At 38.9% G+C, this 17,488-nt stretch carries 17 protein-coding genes; 11 read left to right on the top strand and 6 right to left on the bottom strand.

What is annotated here, in order from left to right:
• Nucleotides 1-218 precede the first annotated feature (218 nt).
• The 5 genes from MHH70_RS05900 (at nt 219) to MHH70_RS05880 (ending at nt 6,468) form a co-directional block, all read left to right on the top strand.
• A complete protein-coding gene (locus MHH70_RS05900) occupies nt 219-1,514 on the top strand; it encodes a lyase family protein (RefSeq protein ID WP_342472799.1) in 1,296 nt (431 codons plus the stop codon).
• Nucleotides 1,511-3,019, top strand: coding sequence for an aldehyde dehydrogenase family protein (locus MHH70_RS05895; RefSeq protein WP_342472797.1), 1,509 nt, complete (start codon nt 1,511-1,513; stop codon nt 3,017-3,019). Before MHH70_RS05900 ends, MHH70_RS05895 begins: the two co-directional genes overlap by 4 nt.
• A 25-nt stretch (nt 3,020-3,044) precedes the next feature.
• Nucleotides 3,045-4,157: a Zn-dependent alcohol dehydrogenase gene (locus MHH70_RS05890; protein WP_342472796.1), complete on the top strand. Its 1,113-nt coding sequence runs from the start codon at nt 3,045-3,047 to the stop codon at nt 4,155-4,157.
• Between the two features lie 34 nt (nt 4,158-4,191).
• Nucleotides 4,192-5,592, top strand: a complete 1,401-nt coding sequence (locus MHH70_RS05885) for an aspartate ammonia-lyase (RefSeq protein WP_342472795.1) — start codon at nt 4,192-4,194, stop codon at nt 5,590-5,592.
• 351 nt (nt 5,593-5,943) lie between these two features.
• Nucleotides 5,944-6,468 carry a DUF2179 domain-containing protein gene (locus tag MHH70_RS05880; protein ID WP_342472794.1) on the top strand — a complete coding sequence of 175 codons (525 nt, stop codon included), beginning with the start codon at nt 5,944-5,946 and terminating at the stop codon, nt 6,466-6,468.
• Nucleotides 6,469-6,823: 355 nt separating this feature from the next.
• Here the strand turns inward: MHH70_RS05880 and lexA are convergent, their stop codons facing one another.
• Nucleotides 6,824-7,447, bottom strand: coding sequence for a transcriptional repressor LexA (gene lexA / locus MHH70_RS05875; RefSeq protein WP_066171139.1), 624 nt, complete (start codon nt 7,445-7,447; stop codon nt 6,824-6,826).
• A gap of 349 nt (nt 7,448-7,796) precedes the next feature.
• On the opposite strand from lexA, the gene MHH70_RS05870 reads away from it, so the two are divergent.
• The 4 genes from MHH70_RS05870 (at nt 7,797) to tkt (ending at nt 11,256) form a co-directional block, all read left to right on the top strand.
• A complete protein-coding gene (locus MHH70_RS05870; RefSeq protein WP_107942350.1) occupies nt 7,797-8,126 on the top strand; it encodes a LysM peptidoglycan-binding domain-containing protein in 330 nt (109 codons plus the stop codon).
• Nucleotides 8,126-8,782, top strand: coding sequence for a recombinase family protein (locus tag MHH70_RS05865; RefSeq protein ID WP_066171130.1), 657 nt, complete (start codon nt 8,126-8,128; stop codon nt 8,780-8,782). Before MHH70_RS05870 ends, MHH70_RS05865 begins: the two co-directional genes overlap by 1 nt.
• A gap of 99 nt (nt 8,783-8,881) precedes the next feature.
• Entirely contained in the window at nt 8,882-9,118 is a 237-nt protein-coding gene (locus MHH70_RS05860) for a DUF896 domain-containing protein (RefSeq protein ID WP_066171129.1), read from the top strand.
• A 143-nt stretch (nt 9,119-9,261) separates the two neighbouring features.
• Nucleotides 9,262-11,256 (top strand): transketolase, encoded by a 1,995-nt coding sequence (tkt, locus tag MHH70_RS05855; protein ID WP_342472793.1) that lies wholly within the window; start codon nt 9,262-9,264, stop codon nt 11,254-11,256.
• Nucleotides 11,257-11,547: 291 nt separating this feature from the next.
• Here the strand turns inward: tkt and MHH70_RS05850 are convergent, their stop codons facing one another.
• From MHH70_RS05850 to MHH70_RS05830, 5 genes are all read right to left on the bottom strand, one after another.
• The gene (locus MHH70_RS05850) at nt 11,548-12,180 is read right to left on the bottom strand and encodes a response regulator transcription factor (protein WP_107942352.1); all 633 of its coding nucleotides are present in this window, start codon (nt 12,178-12,180) and stop codon (nt 11,548-11,550) included.
• Nucleotides 12,173-13,198, bottom strand: a complete 1,026-nt coding sequence (locus MHH70_RS05845; protein WP_107942353.1) for a sensor histidine kinase — start codon at nt 13,196-13,198, stop codon at nt 12,173-12,175. The genes MHH70_RS05850 and MHH70_RS05845 overlap by 8 nt, the downstream gene beginning before the upstream one ends.
• Nucleotides 13,195-13,872, bottom strand: coding sequence for a cell wall-active antibiotics response protein LiaF (gene liaF / locus MHH70_RS05840; RefSeq protein WP_342472792.1), 678 nt, complete (start codon nt 13,870-13,872; stop codon nt 13,195-13,197). The genes MHH70_RS05845 and liaF overlap by 4 nt, the downstream gene beginning before the upstream one ends.
• Nucleotides 13,873-13,983: 111 nt before the next feature.
• Nucleotides 13,984-14,637 (bottom strand): PspA/IM30 family protein, encoded by a 654-nt coding sequence (locus MHH70_RS05835; protein WP_107942354.1) that lies wholly within the window; start codon nt 14,635-14,637, stop codon nt 13,984-13,986.
• Between the two features lie 20 nt (nt 14,638-14,657).
• Nucleotides 14,658-14,999, bottom strand: a complete 342-nt coding sequence (locus MHH70_RS05830; protein WP_066171112.1) for an ABC transporter permease — start codon at nt 14,997-14,999, stop codon at nt 14,658-14,660.
• A gap of 484 nt (nt 15,000-15,483) precedes the next feature.
• Between MHH70_RS05830 and MHH70_RS05825 the strand changes: the two genes are divergently transcribed.
• Both MHH70_RS05825 and MHH70_RS05820 read left to right on the top strand, forming a co-directional pair.
• On the top strand, nt 15,484-15,702 hold the full coding sequence (locus MHH70_RS05825; RefSeq protein WP_066171109.1) for a YneF family protein: 219 nt from the start codon (nt 15,484-15,486) through the stop codon (nt 15,700-15,702).
• 596 nt (nt 15,703-16,298) lie between these two features.
• Nucleotides 16,299-17,480, top strand: coding sequence for an acetyl-CoA C-acetyltransferase (locus tag MHH70_RS05820; protein ID WP_342472791.1), 1,182 nt, complete (start codon nt 16,299-16,301; stop codon nt 17,478-17,480).
• Nucleotides 17,481-17,488 lie beyond the last annotated feature (8 nt).

Genomic DNA, 17,488 nt, shown 5'->3' with positions numbered 1-17,488 from the left:
CCCTCTGAAACTGGTTTAACGTCTGCATTCATCTCACCACCTATAGAGGTGGGAGACTTCTGCTGAAAGAAGTTAAAAAATCAGAAAATTTAATATTGACTTTCAAAAAACAGAAATATATACTTGCTTTAAAGTTCTTTATGTGAATAAAGTGTTCGTTATATGAACTTTTGGTGGTGTAGAGGTCATCAATTGTTATGAAAAGGAGGCGAACGTTTATGCGAGTAGAGAAGGACAGTTTTGGAACAGTTGAGATTCCTGATGCCGCTTTGTACGGAATACAAACTGTTCGAACAAAGGAGAATTTATCCTTTTCTAAAAATGTACTAAAAGAGTACAAAGAGTATATTACAAGCTTAGCGCATGTGAAAAAAGCAGCGGCGCTAGCCAATTTTGATGCTAAGACAATTTCTGAAATAGTGAAGGAAAAAATCTTGGGAGCCTGTAACGAATTATTGCAGGGAAAATATTTAGAGCATTTCGTCGTCGATGTGTATCACGGTGGGGGCGGAATAGGGATTAATATGAACGTCAATGAGGTCATTGCAAATTTATGCAATAAGGAAAAAGGCGTTTATTCAGCGGTTCACCCAATTGACCATGTTAATGCATCACAATCGACAGCCGATGTGTGTCATACCGCAATTCGTTTAGCGATTTACGAGGCATATCAGCAATTGCATGGTGAAATTGTCGAGCTGATAGCTGTAATGAACCAAAAGACGAATGAATTCATGCCTGTTGCAACGATTTCACGTACTTGCTTACAAGATGCATCACGTATGCAATTAGGCGAAAAGTTTAGCGGCTTTGAAGCGGTAATAAAAAGAAGGCATATAAAGCTATGTCATGCAGTCGACGAGCTATTAACAGTCAATCTAGGTGGCACTGTTATCGGAAAAGGTGAGGGGGCAAATGAGCTCTACAGGCGGATTATTATGCAGAAATTACAGGAAGTGACCAATCTACCTGTTAAAAGAAGAGAGAATTTATTTGATGCAGCTCAAAATATTGATGATTTAGTAGAGGTTTCGAAGCAATTTAGTTTATTTGCGAGTGCTTTATTAAAAATCGCAAAGGATTTACGATTGCTATCTTCTGGTCCCAAGGCTGGCTTTTCAGAAATATCATTACCAGCTATTCAAGCAGGCTCATCGTTTTTCCCGGGGAAGGTTAATCCTGTTATCCCTGAAACCGTCATCCAATGCTGCGCGGAAATAATCGGTATAGAGCGAATTATTCAAGTTACATTTGAGCATGGTGATTTAGATTTAAACGTATTCGAAAACTTTGCAGGGATTCATCTATTAGATGGGATATATATGATGGTCAACTGTGTTCGTAGTTTTACTGAGCTTTGCTTCCAAGGAATAATGGCAAATGAAGATAGATGTAAGGAGCTTGCGAATTCACGTATACCTCAAATTTGCGACTTGAAAGAAAAATTTGGCTATAGTGAAACGATGCGATTGCTGAAAGGGCAAGCAACTATTAAGGAGGATGAAAATAGATGACACAAAAAATTTTCGAGGGTATTCAACAACCGCAATTACAGTGGGCTGAAAAATGGCTTGAGGAAACGAAAAAAAGCTACATCAATGGAAAATGGGTAAGCAGTGAAAAAACAATTGAATCAATTAACCCAGCCAATGGAAGAGTATTAGGGCAATTTTTCTGCGCTAGTAAAGAAGATGTTGATGAGGCCGTAGTAGCAGCAAAAGTAGGCTTGAAAAATGTGACTTGGAAAAATATGAGCAATAAAGAGCGTGGTCGCGTACTGCGTAAAATTGCTGACTTAATTGCAAAGCATCATGCTGAACTTGCTACTTTAGAGGCACTCGATAACGGCAAGCTTTATACAGAGGCATACAGCGATGATGTACAAGAAGCGCATGATTTATTTGAATATTATTCCGGTTGGACAGACAAGTATTACGGGGAAAACAACCCTGTTGATGGCAATTTTTTAAGTATAACGACGCGTGATCCAATTGGCGTTTGTGGGCAAATAGTGCCATTTAATTTCCCATTACAAATGGCTGTACTAAAAATGGCTCCAGCATTGGCAACTGGTAACACAGTTATTTTAAAGCCTGCTGATAAAACATCTTTTTCAGCTATTCGTTTATTTGAAATTATTGATGAATCAGGCTTATTACCAAAGGGTGTTATTAATTTAGTTCTAGGTAATGGAGAAGTAGGGGCTTATATTAGCAAGCATATGGGGATTGATAAGCTGTCGTTTACTGGAAGCACAAAAATTGGAAAGCAATTAGTGCGTGATTCTGCAGATAGCAATTTAAAGCCAGTAACGCTAGAGCTTGGTGGTAAATCGCCAAATATTATTTTTGATGATGTAAAGGATTTAGATGCTGCAATCGACCGTTCGTTTATTGGTTTATTCACACATAAGGCAGAAAAATGCTCATCTCCAACTCGTTTATTCGTTCAAAAATCAATTTACGATATAGTGGTGAAGAAAATCGCTGAGATGGCGGAAAATTACAAATGTGGAGACCCATTTGACCCGGAAAGCGACCAAGGAGCACAAGTATCAAAAGAGCATATGGAATCCATTTTAGCTTACATTAAAAGCGGTAAGGAGCAAGGAGCACGTATCGTTGCAGGTGGTGAGCGCGATGTAACAGGTACAAATGCTAACGGCTATTTTGTAAAACCAACTATTTTTGCTGATGTGACAAATGATATGAAAATTGCGCAGGAAGAAATTTTTGGTCCAGTGCTTTGTGTCATTCCATTCGAAACAGAGGAAGAGGTTATCGAAATGGCTAACGATACAATTTACGGCTTAGCTGCTGGTTTATGGACGGGAGATACGTCACGTGCTCATCGCGTAGCAAATCAATTAGATGCAGGCATGGTCTTTGTGAATCGTTATGGCTGCTACGATTTTGCAAGCCCATTCGGTGGGGTGAAGCAAAGTGGCTGGGGTAGAGAGTACGCCATCCATTCTTTAGCTGCGTTTACAAAACAACGAGCAATTTGGTTTGCTTATTAATCTGATAAAATAAGGGGAATTATTTATGAAAATGAAAGCTGCTGTAATGACAGAAATCAACAAACCACTATCAATTTTAAATGTGGAATTAGCAGAGCCAAGACATAACGAGGTGCTTGTCAAAATTGCTGCTACAGGCGTATGCCACAGTGACTTAAATGCATTAGGCGATAAAACGACGCCAACACCAACAATTTTAGGGCATGAAGGTGCAGGCATTGTTGTAAAAGTAGGCTCAAACGTAACGAATGTTAAAGTGGGCGATAAAGTAGCATTGAGCTGGGTTCCATATTGTGGTACTTGTGAATTTTGCGTGACAGGTAAAGTTCATTTATGTGAATCAGCTTTCGGTCCAATGTTTGATGGTACTTTATTAGACGGTACATCTCGCCTCAGCATTGATGGCGATAGAGTATACCACAATTCATTGCTATCAACATTTGCTGAATATGCGGTTGTTCCTGAAATGTCATGTGTAAAAATTCCAGATGAAATGCCATTAGCACAAGCGTCGTTAATTGGCTGTGGGGTGGCAACAGGTTACGGTGCTGCAGTAAATGCGGCAGGTGTAAAGCCTGGTTCAACAGTAGCTATTTTCGGTATCGGCGGTGTAGGTGTAAACGCAATTCAAGGTGCAGCAATTGCCGGTGCAGCGAAAATCATTGCAATTGATGTTAAGGATGCAAACCTAGAAATCGCGAAGAAATTCGGTGCAACACATACAGTAAACTCTAGAACGGAAGATTTAAAGGAAATTATTAAAGAGATTACAAACGGCGTAGGTGTACATTATGCAATTGATTGCTCAGGTCATACAATTTGTACGGAAAGCGCTTGGGAAATTACACGTAAAGGTGGCACAATCGTTGTTGTTGGTGCATTTAACCCAGAGCAAAAATTAAGCTTACCAGCTGGCGGATTCCACCGTGTTGGGAAGGTTTTAAAAGGGAGCTTCTATGGCGATACACAGCCGTTCCGTGATTTCCCAATGATTGCACAGCTTTATTTAGACGGCAAATTCAAGTTGGATGAGCTCATATTAGAACGTATTAAATTGGAGGATATTAATAAGGCATTCGATTCATTCCATGATGCTTGCTGTATCAACGTAGGTCGTGCAGTAATTGAATTTGAATAACAGTGACTAATGAAACGAAGGAACGGGATACGAGATGAGAATAGAAAAAGATTTCCTAGGTGAAATGAAGCTTAGCTCTGATGTATATTACGGTATTCAAACGATGCGGTCAATAATTAATTTTCCTATTTCAGGAAAAACAATCGAAGGTTATCCTTATTTAATGAAATCATTAGCATACATTAAAAAAGCAGCGGCGCTTTCCAATTTCGAAGTTGGAGAGCTCGCTGCTTCTCTTAAAGATGCGATTATTACTGCGGCGGATGAAATGATTGATGGAAAGTTTAAAAATCAATTTCCAGTAGATATTTATCAAGGTGGCGGGGGTCTTTCAATTAATATGAATGTCAACGAAGTGCTCGCCAATCGCGCTAATGAAATTATAACAGGAAATAAGGGCTATACGCATGTGCATCCAAATGAACATGTCAATATGTCTCAATCTACAAATGATGTGCTACCAAGTGCGATGAAGCTAGCATGCTTTTTTTATATGCAGGATTTAATTAACTGTTTAACGCAGTTTGAGAAAACCCTTCAGCACAAGGAAGATGAATTTCAACTGCTCGTTAAAGTTTCCAGAACGTGTTTACAAGACGCATTGCCGATTACATTTGGTCAGCAATTTAGCGCATACCGTTCATTTATTGCCAGACAAATAAATGAGTTGAAGAGGTTACAGGAAGGTTGCTTACAGCTTGTTATTGGGGCAACAGCAGTAGGTACGGGCTTAGGTGCTTCGACAGACTATGTCGAGGGGATGTATCGAAATTTATATGATGTAACAGGGCTGACAGTGCGAAAAGTAGAAAATTATTTTGATGGTCTACAGCACGCGGACGAGTATGTTAGAATTTCTAGCTGCTTAAAGGGGTTATGTACAGGACTTTCCAAAATGGCAAGTGATTTTAGAATACTCTCTTCGGGACCAATAGCGGGATTAGGTGAAATTGAGCTTCCAGCAGTTCAATCGGGTTCATCTATTATGCCTGGAAAAATCAATCCATGTATTCCTGAAATGATGATGCAAGTTTGCTTTGATATTTATGGCAAAGATCAGGCAATTACATTTGCGGCAGATAGAGGCGAGCTTGAATTGAATATTTGGGAAGCCATTATTATGAAAAATCTGTTTGAGCAATTTTCATTGTTAATAGCAAGCATTCCAGTGTTTCGAGAGAAGTGTGTAGCAGGAGTTCAAGTGAAAAAAGAAATTAATCAGCTTCGCGCGGAAAGCACCTACGCTCTATCGGTCGCAATTTCAAAACAATTTAGTTACGAAATTGCTAATGAAATAGTAGCGGAAGCGCAAAGCAAAAAAACAACGGTAAAACAGATTGTTGTTGAAAAAGGTTTATTAAGTGTGGACGAAGCTGAAAAATTACTCGATCCAATCCATTTAACCTCTTTAAGCAGAAGTCTTCCATCTCTATAGGTGGCAAAATAAATGCAAGCATTAGACCGATTTCAGCGGGTTTTCAAACACTTGCTGATAAAGAGGAACTCAGTCTAAGAACATCGCATCTTGCGATAATGACTGAGTGACCAACATCCGGATGTCACAGATTTTGAAGGGAGGCTTGCATGATGCAAATCAGTTAACCGTTGTCACAGGACGTGACGGTTTCAGGTTAACTTCCACCAAATAGCTTGAAAGAATCTGGACACAATTACGTCAAGGCGTAATTGATTAAACGTGAAATAATAACTTGATAATCGAGTACTATTATATAGTTATACGATAGCAGAAAAATACCATTATAAAAGATTATGAAAGGTCCTGCGTATGAATAATATTTTATTAATTATTATTTTACAACTTATTTATGTGCCTTTATTAACGCTTCGTACAATCTTTTTAGTAAAAAATATTACGGTTTTAGCATCAATTATAGGTATGGTTGAAGTACTGATTTATGTGTTTGGTTTGTCCCTCGTATTCAGTGGAACTCAGAGCGTATTAGCGATGGTTGTTTATGCAGTTGGCTTTGGGCTAGGTATTTTTTTAGGTACGATGATTGAGCGGAAATTAGCAGTAGGCTATGTTTTTGCTGCGATTAATACGCAAAATAAAAACAATGAACTAGTGGAGTTTTTAAGGAATGAAGGTTTTGCAGTTACAATTTACAAGGGCGAAGGACGCGATAGTGAGCGCTATAAATATGAAATTTTAACGAAGCGTAATCGTGAGCACGAACTGTTTCAAATTGTCGAGCGATTTGAGCCAAATGCCTTTATTATGTCATATGAGCCGAAGTCGTTTAAAGGCGGTTTTTTAGTTACACGTATGAAACAAAAGAAAAATAGATGAAGTGTCAAATAACAGGTATTTATAGGCAGGCAATTTTCTGAGATTTCTTATATAAAAAGCATAATTTTGTTGCAAACAACGCTGGAAATCATCAAAATACGGCTTTTTACGAAAATTATACGTCATTTATAAACATTCACAATTTTTCAAAGCGGATGTAAAATAGCACTAATACCCCGCTAGCATGCTTTTACATATGAATGAACCTCATAGGACATCACGAAAATTTCCAATAATATTCCTCGTTTTTCTCCACAATTAATGATGTGAAAATCATGCTAGCTTTTAAAAAATGAATAGTATATTCAAAGTAAAAAACTGAGCTGTCCCAAAAATCCGGTGCTCAGTTTTTGTATTATTGTATTTTACGATATAGACCGACAACCTGCCCTAAAATCGTTACTTGATTTACTAAAATAGGGTCCATTGAAGAGTTTTCAGGCTGTAAACGAAAATGTGTTTTTTCTTTATAAAAACGCTTTACTGTTGCCTCATCATCTTCTGTCATCGCAACGACAATTTCACCATTGTTTGCAGTTGATTTTTGCTTAACAATTACATAGTCTCCATCTAAAATTCCAGCTTCAATCATTGATTCTCCCATAATTTCTAACATAAATAGCTGATCCTCAGAAGTGCCATATGAGTTTGGAAGAGGAAAGTATTCCTCGATATTCTCGATGGCTGAAATAGGAAGTCCTGCCGTTACTTTGCCAATCAAAGGAACATGGATAACACCTTGTTGTTCTATCTCACTATCATTATTGTTGTCTAAAATTTCAATAGCGCGTGGCTTTGTTGGGTCTCGACGAATAAGTCCCTTGCTTTCTAAACGAGCTAAATGGCCATGTACAGTAGAACTAGATGCTAAACCAACCGCTTCACCGATTTCACGAACTGACGGTGGATAACCTTTTGTTTTAACTTCTTCTTTAATAAAAGCTAAAATTGCTTCTTGGCGTTTTGATACTTTTGTCAACTCATTCACCTCTTTTATCTTGTTTTAGTAAACTACTCTCACCATTCATAGATGATGGGAGGGACGCTATATTGGACCTTGTTCAGCATATGTAAAGTTGCTCGCTAAACAAAGATAAGCCTCCGACGATAATCACAGATTTTTAAAACGAGTTTGAAGGCGCTTCAAAAAACTGAATGTAATTACGCCGAGGCGTAATTGATAGAACAAATTTTCTTATTTTCAGTATAACAAAAGAGAAAAATAAATGCAAACATTAGTTCGAAAATAATTGTTGACAAAAACGTTTGTTCGTTTTAATATGAGAACATACATTCCGAACGAACATTCTATTTCAGGAGGCGTTACTATGAATTGGTTGAAAAAAAATAGTTATATTGCAGTTTTTGTAGCATTTACGGTATTTGTCATTTCAGTGTTAGTTATTACTGATGAGGATATTGAACAATATGAAGAAATAATCATTGAACATGGGGATACGCTTTGGTCTTTAGCCGAACAGTACCGAGGTAAAATGTCAACGGAGCAATGGATTGGCTTTGTGAAAAAATCAAATTACCTTTCTGACGAAAAAATAGTGATTGGACAACAGTTGCTAGTGCCAATTGAAAAACGCTCTATTATTGCCAAGCAAATGACAGAGGATAGCCATTCGCGTGAAGTGGCGAATAACAATTAATGGTTACACAAACTGCGGTCATATATGTGAGGGTAAGCACCGAGAAATCAACCCAATATACATCTCTTGCAAGGCAAAAAGAAGAGCTAAAAGCATATGCAAGCAGCTTGCATTTTCATATAGTTGAAATATTTGAGGACCAACAGAGCGGCTTCGATGTGGAAAGAGATGGCTTGTTAGATATGTTAGATTATATGAAGGAAAATAATATGACAACTTTGTTCGTCCAAGATGAAACACGATTAGGACGAGGCAATGCACGCGTAGCAGTGTTACATCTTTTACAAAAGCAGGGTATCTCGGTCATATCTTTAAATGATGCTGGTCCACTAGCATTAAATGAGATGGATACAATGCTTTTAGAAATTTTAGCAATAGTAGAGGAGTATCAGCGCAAGCTGCACAATGCTAAAATACGACGCGGAATGCGACGCGCAGTAAATAACGGATATCGTCCAGAATACAATTTGAAAAACCGTGGCAATCCAGAGGGGCGCGAGCGAATTGACGTGCCTATCGAAGAAATTTTAAAGTTGCGGGCGAAGGGCTTTACCTTTGAAGAAATTGCCACTACATTAAGAGGCTTAGGATTCAATATTAGCAAAGCAACAGTTCACCGCCGCTTTGTAGAATATCAAAAAGAGAGTAGTATGTAAGCAGTCTATTCAAAACGTAAAGTACAAGATAAATCACTTGCGCTTTACGTTTTTTTCTCATACCTTTGTATTATGGAGTTTTAGAAAGGTGAGAAAAATATGTTATCCAAACAAAAATTAGCTCGAATTAATGCACTAGCAAAAAAAGCGAAGGAAGGTACGCTGACAGAGGCGGAAGCGAAAGAACGTACAGCACTTCGTAAAGAATACTTAGACACATTCCGCGCAACGATGCGCGATACGATTGAGCATGTGAAAATAGTAGATCCGGAAGGCAATGATGTAACGCCAGAAAAACTAAAAGATATAAAAAGACAGAAGGGCTTTCTAAACTAAATTTACACAATTTTATACAATGTGACACATTTAGCATTTAGTATGTGGAATTTCAAAGAAAACACCTGCTAACCATTGTTTTCTTTAACATTCTTGACTACACTATAAAGGTAGACTATATAGCACGAGAAAGGATGTCAAAAATGACTCAAACTCCGGATCAACTTGCAATTAATGCAATCCGTACATTGTCAATTGATGCAATTGAAAAAGCAAATTCTGGCCACCCTGGTTTACCAATGGGGGCAGCTCCAATGGCTTATACGCTATGGACAAAGCATTTACGCCATAACCCACAAAATCCAAATTGGTATAACCGTGATCGTTTTGTGTTATCTGCTGGTCATGGCTCTATGCTACTTTATAGCTTATTACATTTAGGAGGCTATGATTTACCAATGGAAGAAATTAAAAACTTCCGTCAATGGGATTCATTAACGCCTGGTCACCCAGAGTACGGTCATACTGCTGGTGTTGAAGCAACAACAGGACCTCTTGGACAAGGTATCGCCATGACTGTCGGTATGGCGATGGCTGAGGCGCATCTTGCGGCTAAATATAATAAAGATGGGCATAAAATTGTAGATCATTACACATATGCTCTATGTGGTGATGGCGATTTAATGGAAGGTGTAGCTGCAGAAGCAATTTCATTAGCAGGTCATCTGCAATTAGAAAAATTAATTGTGCTTTACGACAGTAATGATATTTCACTAGATGGCGAGCTAGGCATGTCATTCTCTGAAAACGTTCAAAAGCGCTTTGAATCATATGGTTGGAACTATTTACGCGTTGATGATGGGAACGATGTAGCGGATTTAAGTGCTAAAATCGAAGAGGCGAAGCAACTAAAAGGCAAGCCAACATTAATCGAAGTGAAAACTGTCATCGGCTATGGTTCACCGAATAAATCAGGTAAATCAGATTCGCATGGTGCACCTCTTGGAGCAGATGAGGTAGTATTAACAAAAACGCATTACGGTTGGGAGCACGAGCCATTCAGCATCCCACAAGAAGTATATGAAACATTTAAAGAAGCAGCAGAACGTCAAGGTGTTGCAGCGGAAAATGCTTGGAACGAACAATTCGAGGCTTACCGAACTGCATATCCAGAGTTAGCTGCGGAATTTGAAAATGCTATGGAAGGCGATTTACCAGCAGACTTTGCAGCGGAAGTACCAGTATATGAAGCAGGTAAGTCTGTCGCAACACGCTCATCTTCAGGTGATGTAATTAACGCTTTAGCGAAAAAATTACCATCATTCTTCGGAGGTAGTGCTGACTTAGCAAGCTCAAATAAAACGACAATTAAAGGCGCAGGCGATTTCTCAGCAGAAAACTATGCAGGTCGCAATATTTGGTTTGGCGTACGCGAGTTTGCAATGGGTGCAGCATTAAATGGTATGGCATTACACGGTGGGTTAAATGTATTCGGTGCGACATTCTTCGTCTTCTCCGACTATGTTCGTCCGGCGGTGCGTCTATCTGCATTAATGGGCTTACCCGTAACATACGTCTTTACACATGATTCAATTGCTGTTGGTGAAGATGGTCCAACACATGAGCCAATTGAACATTTAGCATCATTACGCGCAATGCCAAACTTAAATGTGATTCGTCCAGCAGATGCAAATGAGTCGGCAGAGGCATGGAAGCAAGCAATATTATCACCGAGTACACCAACTGCTTTAGTATTATCACGTCAAAACTTACCAGTGTTAGACACAACAGCGGAGTTAGCAGCTGAAGGTGTAGCTCGTGGTGGTTATGTAATTTCATCAGCAACAAAAGCAACGCCAGATGCAATTTTAATTGCTGCAGGCTCTGAGGTTGCTTTAGCAGTGGATGCGCAAAAAGCTTTACTTGCTGATGGTATTGACGTATCAGTTGTATCAATGCCATCAACATTTGCATTTGATCAACAGGATGCAGCATATAGAGAAACTGTATTACCAAGGGCTGTTACAAAGCGTTTGGCAATTGAAATGGGAGCTACACAAAGCTGGTATAAATATGTTGGCCTAGACGGTGATGTATTAGGTATCGACACATTCGGCGCATCAGCACCTGGTGACCTAGTAATCGAAAAATTCGGCTTCACAGTTGAGAATGTAGTCAATAAAGTAAAAGCACTATAAGCTTTGCATAAAAGAAGGTGTCTGAAAGCATGCGATTGCATTGCTTTTTAGACACCTTCTTTCTATTTTGTTGAGATAATCACTATAAATAGCTACATTTTATAAATTGTTGAGAGTACTAAATTTACAGCTACTTCTTTTCAACTTTAAATTGAGTAAGTAGCTATGGTAAGGATTAGATAGCCACACAAAAAACCCCGAACCATCTAATGAAACGCTAACTTTTTAGTGATTCGTGATAGTTCGGGGGTTCTATTTAGTTAGTTTATAAATTATATAAATGCAGTCTTCTTATTTTGCTAGCCCATTTTGGAAGGCGTAAACGACTGCTTGTGTACGGTCTTGTACGTCGAGTTTACTTAAAATATTGCTAACATGTGTTTTCACTGTTTTTAATGCGATAAAAAGTTCATCTGCGATTTCTTGGTTTGCCTTGCCTTGTGCCATTAAAAGAAGGACTTCCATTTCGCGCTCAGTTAAGCTTTCATGTAATGGGATAGCAGTGCCACCGCGCATTCTTGAAATCATTTTTGTCGTCACTTCAGGTTCTAAAACCGTTTCGCCATTTATCGTTTTGCGAATAGCGTCTGCGATTTGCTTGGCATTTGATGTTTTCAAAATATAGCTTACAGCGCCTGCTTCAAGGGCAGGATATACTTTGTCATCGTCTAAAAAACTTGTTACCATCATGACCTTGGCAGCAGGCCATTGTTGTAAAATTTTTTCTGTTGCTTCTGCGCCTGTCATAACAGGCATTACATTATCCATTAAAATTAAGTCGGGTCGTAAAGATAATGCTTTTTCGATTGCATCTAAGCCGTTTTCTGCCTCGCCAATAACTTCGATATCAGGCTGCGCAGATAAATAGGCTGCTACACCGATACGCACCATTTCATGGTCATCTACAAGTAATACTTTAATCAAGCTGTTCACCTTTCTTTCTCGGAACTTTTACTTCGACAATTGTCCCTTCATTTGGAACGGAAACAATTTTATATAGGCAGCCAATTTCAACTGCGCGCTCTGCAATATTATTTAAGCCATATGAGGTACTTTTACCGGATTGGTTATCAAAGCCAATACCGTTATCTTGAATACGTAAAATCGCATAATCATCTCTTGCTACAAATAATAGCTCGACTTCCGTTGCTTTCGCATGGCGCAATGTGTTGGAAAGTGCCTCCTGTGCAATGCGGAATAGATGGTCTTCCTCTGCTTTTGTAAGCTCAATTTCTTCTAATTTATAATCTATATGAAAGTACACCTTTTGCTGTAATTCTTGAATTAAATCGTTTAGCCCTTCTGCCAATGTTTTGTTGCGCAATGCGATAGGGCGCAGATGTAAAAGAAGTGCACGCATCTCAAGCTGTGTTTGTTGGACAATTTTTTCAATTTGCCCAATCTGTAGCTTGGATTGCGGATTTTCTTCTTGTTCAGTTAAAGCAGAGAGCAGCATAGAGGCTGCGAAAAGCTGCTGCGATACAGAGTCGTGCAGCTCACGTGCTAAACGCTGGCGCTCTTCAATTAATCTTTCCTGCACAATTTTATCGTTTGTTTCGGCTTTTTCATTTGATAAACGCTGTAATGCTGCGCGCTGAGATTCGATTAAAGCTCCTGCCTCATTGATTGCCTTTTTCATTGGGCGTGAGATGCCGCGTTTTTTTAGCGGCTTAAATTCTGGGTCAATTAATTTATTAATTGTGCGTGTCGTGGAAATTTCACGTGTTTTTGTTAAGACGGACATCCATAGACTAATAAAAAACGAAATTGTAAATATGGCACTTACAATCGTGAAAACAAGGGGTAACTCGCCAAGCTTCTCATCGATAAAGAAGCGCCATTTTTCCTCTGTAGGCTCACCTAAAATAAAAACTAAAAAACTAAAGGTTGTTGATGATAAAAGGGTGAAAAGTACAATAATACGAAAAATAAATCCAATCATGCACGCGTCACCTCCACATCGCCAAACCATGTTGAAACATTGATTACGAGGAGGCGTTTTTCATCGGGCTGACCATCCTCAAATTTTAGGGTTTCGTTTATTAACTGTTTAGGAGGCTCATGCAAGCAACAAGCTTGCCCATAAAATGTCGTATAGTGCAGGCGAAGCGAGACTTCATAAGGTACAATTATATGAACTTTACCGATAGCCTGCTGAATTGTAATAACTGATTTGCCCGCTGGAAGTATCGTCTGTGTCGCATCGACAACAATATCGCCAATAAAACGCTTTAGCAGTATGTCCTCCCATTTATACGGTTCTAAAGCTCCATTCGTTGCTCCAATTAATTGATTTTTAGTTGTAGAGGAAGTCCAGCCTTGATTTGTTATTTCTACAGTTACCTCCTCTTTTGTAAGCTGTTTATAAAGCAAATAACCAATGAGAACAATGAAATAAAGCTTTAAGCTCCATAATGTGAAAAGAGCGATAATAATAAATAATGCACCTGTCCATAGTAAAAATTTGCGCTGTTTTTTCATGCCAAAATACAGAGAGATTATACCGAAAAATAGTACAAAAACCGCTCCATTATGAAATAGCGAAAGCTCAATTAGCATGATTAATAATAAACCTAGAAGAAAATAAGTAAATTGATCGGTTGTTAGCCGTTTCATAGAAGTGGTCTCCTTTCAAAATGTAAACTCTTTTATCTTGATTCAACAGATGTACAAACATCTGTTGAATCAAGATAAAAGGGAGAGGATGTGTACCCTCTCCGACTATGGCTATTCTACTATAGCATGATTTTGCTGTTGTTCGTTAGCTGCAATTGCTTTTTGTTCTTTCTCCAGCTTTGCGAGTCGTGATTCAAATGTTGTTACTTCATATTTATGGTCAATTTTTGCTGCGATATCATCAAAATAGCTAGATAGTTCCTCGAAGCTGCCTGCATCTTGAGTGTTAAGAACTTTATCCATTTGATGGTGTGCTCGTACAACATTTTCTTTGCCCATTAATTGCAACTGACGCACCTTCATATCTTTAATTTTATGTTTCATTGTTTCAAACTTACGCTCTAATTCAAAGTATTCAGTTGTGCATGCATCGATGCTAGAAAGTAACCCAACTTTACGCGCTGTGTATGCTTCCACTTCACCTTGTGCAAAGGCGATTAAGTCGTTCTCGTTGCTCAAGATAGCAAGGTTTAATTGTTGCTCACGTTTTGCTAGCATTGTTTCTGCTTCTTTTAATTGTGCTTCTAGCTCTTGTTTTAGTTGCCCTTGACGCGCTAATAATTTACCTGTTTGCTCGGTTTGCTGCTCTGCCTCACGGATATATTGATTTAAAAGGGCGATTGGATTTTTGCGCTCCTTTTTATCAAAGAAATCATGTAAATCTGCCTGTAATTGATGTTTAAAACGTGTGAATAAGTTTGTCATTATAAATCCGCTCCTTCTTATTATTTAGAGATTTTTGCCCATTCTTTTTCAAAGTTATTGAATGGGTCATCACTTGCTTCCACAACATTTGCTTCTTTTTTCCAATTTTTAGCGATATAATAAAGTGCAATAATCGCAATTAATCCGATAAATGCTGGGATGTTTGATGCAGCGCTAAGGACACCTACTAATGCAACTGTCGCACTCATAATTTTTCCAAATACCGATGTACATTTTGTGTAGTAGTGTAAACCTGCTGCCACAAGTAGTCCTGAGAATAGTAAGCCGAGCATTGGTCCAAGTAACGCTAAGGCAATTAGAAAAGCAATGGAGCCTCCGATAAAGTAAAGAAATTTTTTCATTTTGTTGACCTCCTTTTGTTGATACCTTTATGTTAAAGGAAGTTTGTTTTTTGCATAACGACCTGTAAATGTATCTTTTTCTAGGTCTGGAGGCTGAGGTGAGATGAGACCTATTTAAGGGGCTATCCGAAAAGTACATTTTGTTTTGCCACCGCATTGAAATCAATGTTTTCATCGCTTCACTTTTACTGAAAGCTAACACCGCTAAAGCCAATGTTCATCCCATTTTTAAAAGAGGCGCTTTCTATTTATATGAACCAACATTTTGTGAAACATCATTGCTACTGTCCAAAATGCCGGCTATGCACGGCTTTTTGGACAGCCTCATTTGTATTTATTTTTCATAATGCAATATAGGAGTATTTAGAATATACTTGTGATAGAAATCAAGAGAAATAACAATAGAAAGCGCAAATAAAGTAGTGTATAATGCTTTGTGGAGAGTTTTCTCGTGAGATAGGTAATGGAGGAGGTAGGTTTAACGATGACATGGGCATGGATTCTTGGAATTATTGTTGCTTTAATTGCTGGGGTTGCATTGGGCTTCTTCCTTGCGCGTCAATATATGATGAAGTACTTGAAAGAAAATCCACCGATAAATGAACAAATGATTCGTGTTATGATGGCTCAAATGGGACGTACACCGTCTGAAAAGCAAGTTCGTCAAATGATGGCACAGATGAATAAAATTCAAACTAAATAAGTAAGAGAGAAGATGTCTGTAAAATAAGCGGGCATCTTTTTTTATTGCTGAAATTACTAATTAAAAATGCAGATAAAATATAGTTATTTGTTGTAATTGGGGGAATAATACAAGAAAGAGAGGATAGGATGATTGTTTTGCCACGTGAGAATTTTATCCCGTATTAACAGGCTGTAAGCCCCCCACTTCAAAACAACAGATAAAATCAAGATGTTTAAGTGGGGGATCCAACAGCCTGTAAAAACCCGATTGGTGAAACTACCAATCAGTGGGGGATGAAGAAAACCCCCACTGATTGAAGGTTCACTTTATGAAAGAAGATTTGCTTATAGCTGCGATTCGCAGAGGGTTTTCAGAATTTAAGGATGAACTTATAAATTTGCAACAGAGGAAGAAAGTATTTTATTAAAGTAAAGGGAAATACAAATAAGCCCTAATTAAAAAAACGCAGATAGTCAAAGAAATTCGCAAATACTTCAGATTTGCTTGTGCCCTCTATTTTTAAACCCCTATGTTTCGCATATAAATTTGAGAGGGAATTTGGTAAAATAATTATGTGCAAACAAAAGGTCTGATGAATTTAAGGGGGAAATGTGATGACAAATGAAGTAGTAATTGTAAGTGCTGTGCGAACGGCGATTGGAGCTTTTCAGGGGACTTTAAAGGATATACAGGCACAGCAGTTGGGGAGTATTGTTATAAAGGAAGCGATTAAGCGAGCGAATATTGAGCCGCAATTCGTGGATGAGGTTATAATGGGCAATGTTCTTGCAGCGGGGCTTGGGCAAAACCCAGCGCGTCAGGCTGCGTTAAAGGCTGGTTTGCCTTATGCAGTGCCAGCAATGACGATTAATAAAGTGTGTGGCTCAGGGCTAAAGGCAGTGCATTTAGCAGCGCAAGCAATCGCGCTTGGGGATGCGGAAATCGTTGTTGCGGGTGGCTTTGAAAATATGAGCCAAGCACCATATGTTTTGAAAAATGCACGTGAAGGCTTCCATATGGGCGACCAGAAGATTGTTGATACGATGATTCATGATGGACTATGGTGTGCACAAAATGATTACCATATGGGAATTACCGCAGAAAACTTATGTGATAAATACGAAATTACACGCGGGGAGCAGGATGCTTTTGCAGCGCGTTCACAGGCGAGAGCTGCACAGGCGATTGCTGCTGGCAAATTTGAGGCTGAAATTGTGCCTGTAGAAATACCACAGCGTAAAGGTGAGCCGATTGTTTTCGCACAGGATGAATATGTTAAAGCTAACTCGACAGTGGAAAAGCTTGCAGCGCTCCGCCCAGCATTTAAAAAGGAAGGCTCGGTTACAGCAGGTAATGCATCGGGTATTAATGACGGTGCGGCTGCACTCGTATTAATGTCTAAGAAGCGCGCGCTTGAGCTAGGTTTAACGCCGATGGCAACAATTATTTCTAATGCGAGCGTAGGGGTTGACCCACAAGTGATGGGCACAGGCCCAATTAAAGCGGTGCAAAAGGCGTTAGCGAAAGCTAATAAATCATTGCCAGACATGGATTTGATTGAAGCGAATGAAGCTTTTGCAGCACAGGCAATTGCTGTTGACCGCGAGCTGCAATTTGACCATGATAAACTCAATGTGAATGGGGGCGCAATCGCATTGGGGCATCCAATTGGTGCAAGTGGTGCGCGTATATTAGTAACATTATTACATGAAATGCAAAAACGAGATGTTACACTCGGACTTGCTACATTATGTATCGGTGGCGGGCAAGGTGTTGCGACGATTGTACAACGGTAGGTGAAAAA

This window comes from Metasolibacillus sp. FSL H7-0170, from assembly GCF_038593115.1.
In the GTDB taxonomy this organism is placed as follows: Bacteria; Bacillota; Bacilli; order Bacillales_A; family Planococcaceae; genus Metasolibacillus; species Metasolibacillus fluoroglycofenilyticus.
This window is presented reverse-complemented; position numbering and strand designations above follow the sequence as displayed.

Bases quoted from the DNA above. Each gene is read 5' to 3' on its own strand.
- MHH70_RS05900 (WP_342472799.1), top strand. From the start codon at position 219: ATGCGAGTAGAGAAGGACAGTTTTGGAACAGTTGAGATTCCTGATGCC.
- MHH70_RS05895 (WP_342472797.1), top strand. From the start codon at position 1,511: ATGACACAAAAAATTTTCGAGGGTATTCAACAACCGCAATTACAGTGG.
- MHH70_RS05890 (WP_342472796.1), top strand. From the start codon at position 3,045: ATGAAAATGAAAGCTGCTGTAATGACAGAAATCAACAAACCACTATCA.
- MHH70_RS05885 (WP_342472795.1), top strand. From the start codon at position 4,192: ATGAGAATAGAAAAAGATTTCCTAGGTGAAATGAAGCTTAGCTCTGAT.
- MHH70_RS05880 (WP_342472794.1), top strand. From the start codon at position 5,944: ATGAATAATATTTTATTAATTATTATTTTACAACTTATTTATGTGCCT.
- MHH70_RS05870 (WP_107942350.1), top strand. From the start codon at position 7,797: ATGAATTGGTTGAAAAAAAATAGTTATATTGCAGTTTTTGTAGCATTT.
- MHH70_RS05865 (WP_066171130.1), top strand. From the start codon at position 8,126: ATGGTTACACAAACTGCGGTCATATATGTGAGGGTAAGCACCGAGAAA.
- MHH70_RS05860 (WP_066171129.1), top strand. From the start codon at position 8,882: ATGTTATCCAAACAAAAATTAGCTCGAATTAATGCACTAGCAAAAAAA.
- tkt (WP_342472793.1), top strand. From the start codon at position 9,262: ATGACTCAAACTCCGGATCAACTTGCAATTAATGCAATCCGTACATTG.
- MHH70_RS05845 (WP_107942353.1), bottom strand. From the start codon at position 13,198: ATGATTGGATTTATTTTTCGTATTATTGTACTTTTCACCCTTTTATCA.
- liaF (WP_342472792.1), bottom strand. From the start codon at position 13,872: ATGAAACGGCTAACAACCGATCAATTTACTTATTTTCTTCTAGGTTTA.
- MHH70_RS05835 (WP_107942354.1), bottom strand. From the start codon at position 14,637: ATGACAAACTTATTCACACGTTTTAAACATCAATTACAGGCAGATTTA.
- MHH70_RS05830 (WP_066171112.1), bottom strand. From the start codon at position 14,999: ATGAAAAAATTTCTTTACTTTATCGGAGGCTCCATTGCTTTTCTAATT.
- MHH70_RS05825 (WP_066171109.1), top strand. From the start codon at position 15,484: ATGACATGGGCATGGATTCTTGGAATTATTGTTGCTTTAATTGCTGGG.
- MHH70_RS05820 (WP_342472791.1), top strand. From the start codon at position 16,299: ATGACAAATGAAGTAGTAATTGTAAGTGCTGTGCGAACGGCGATTGGA.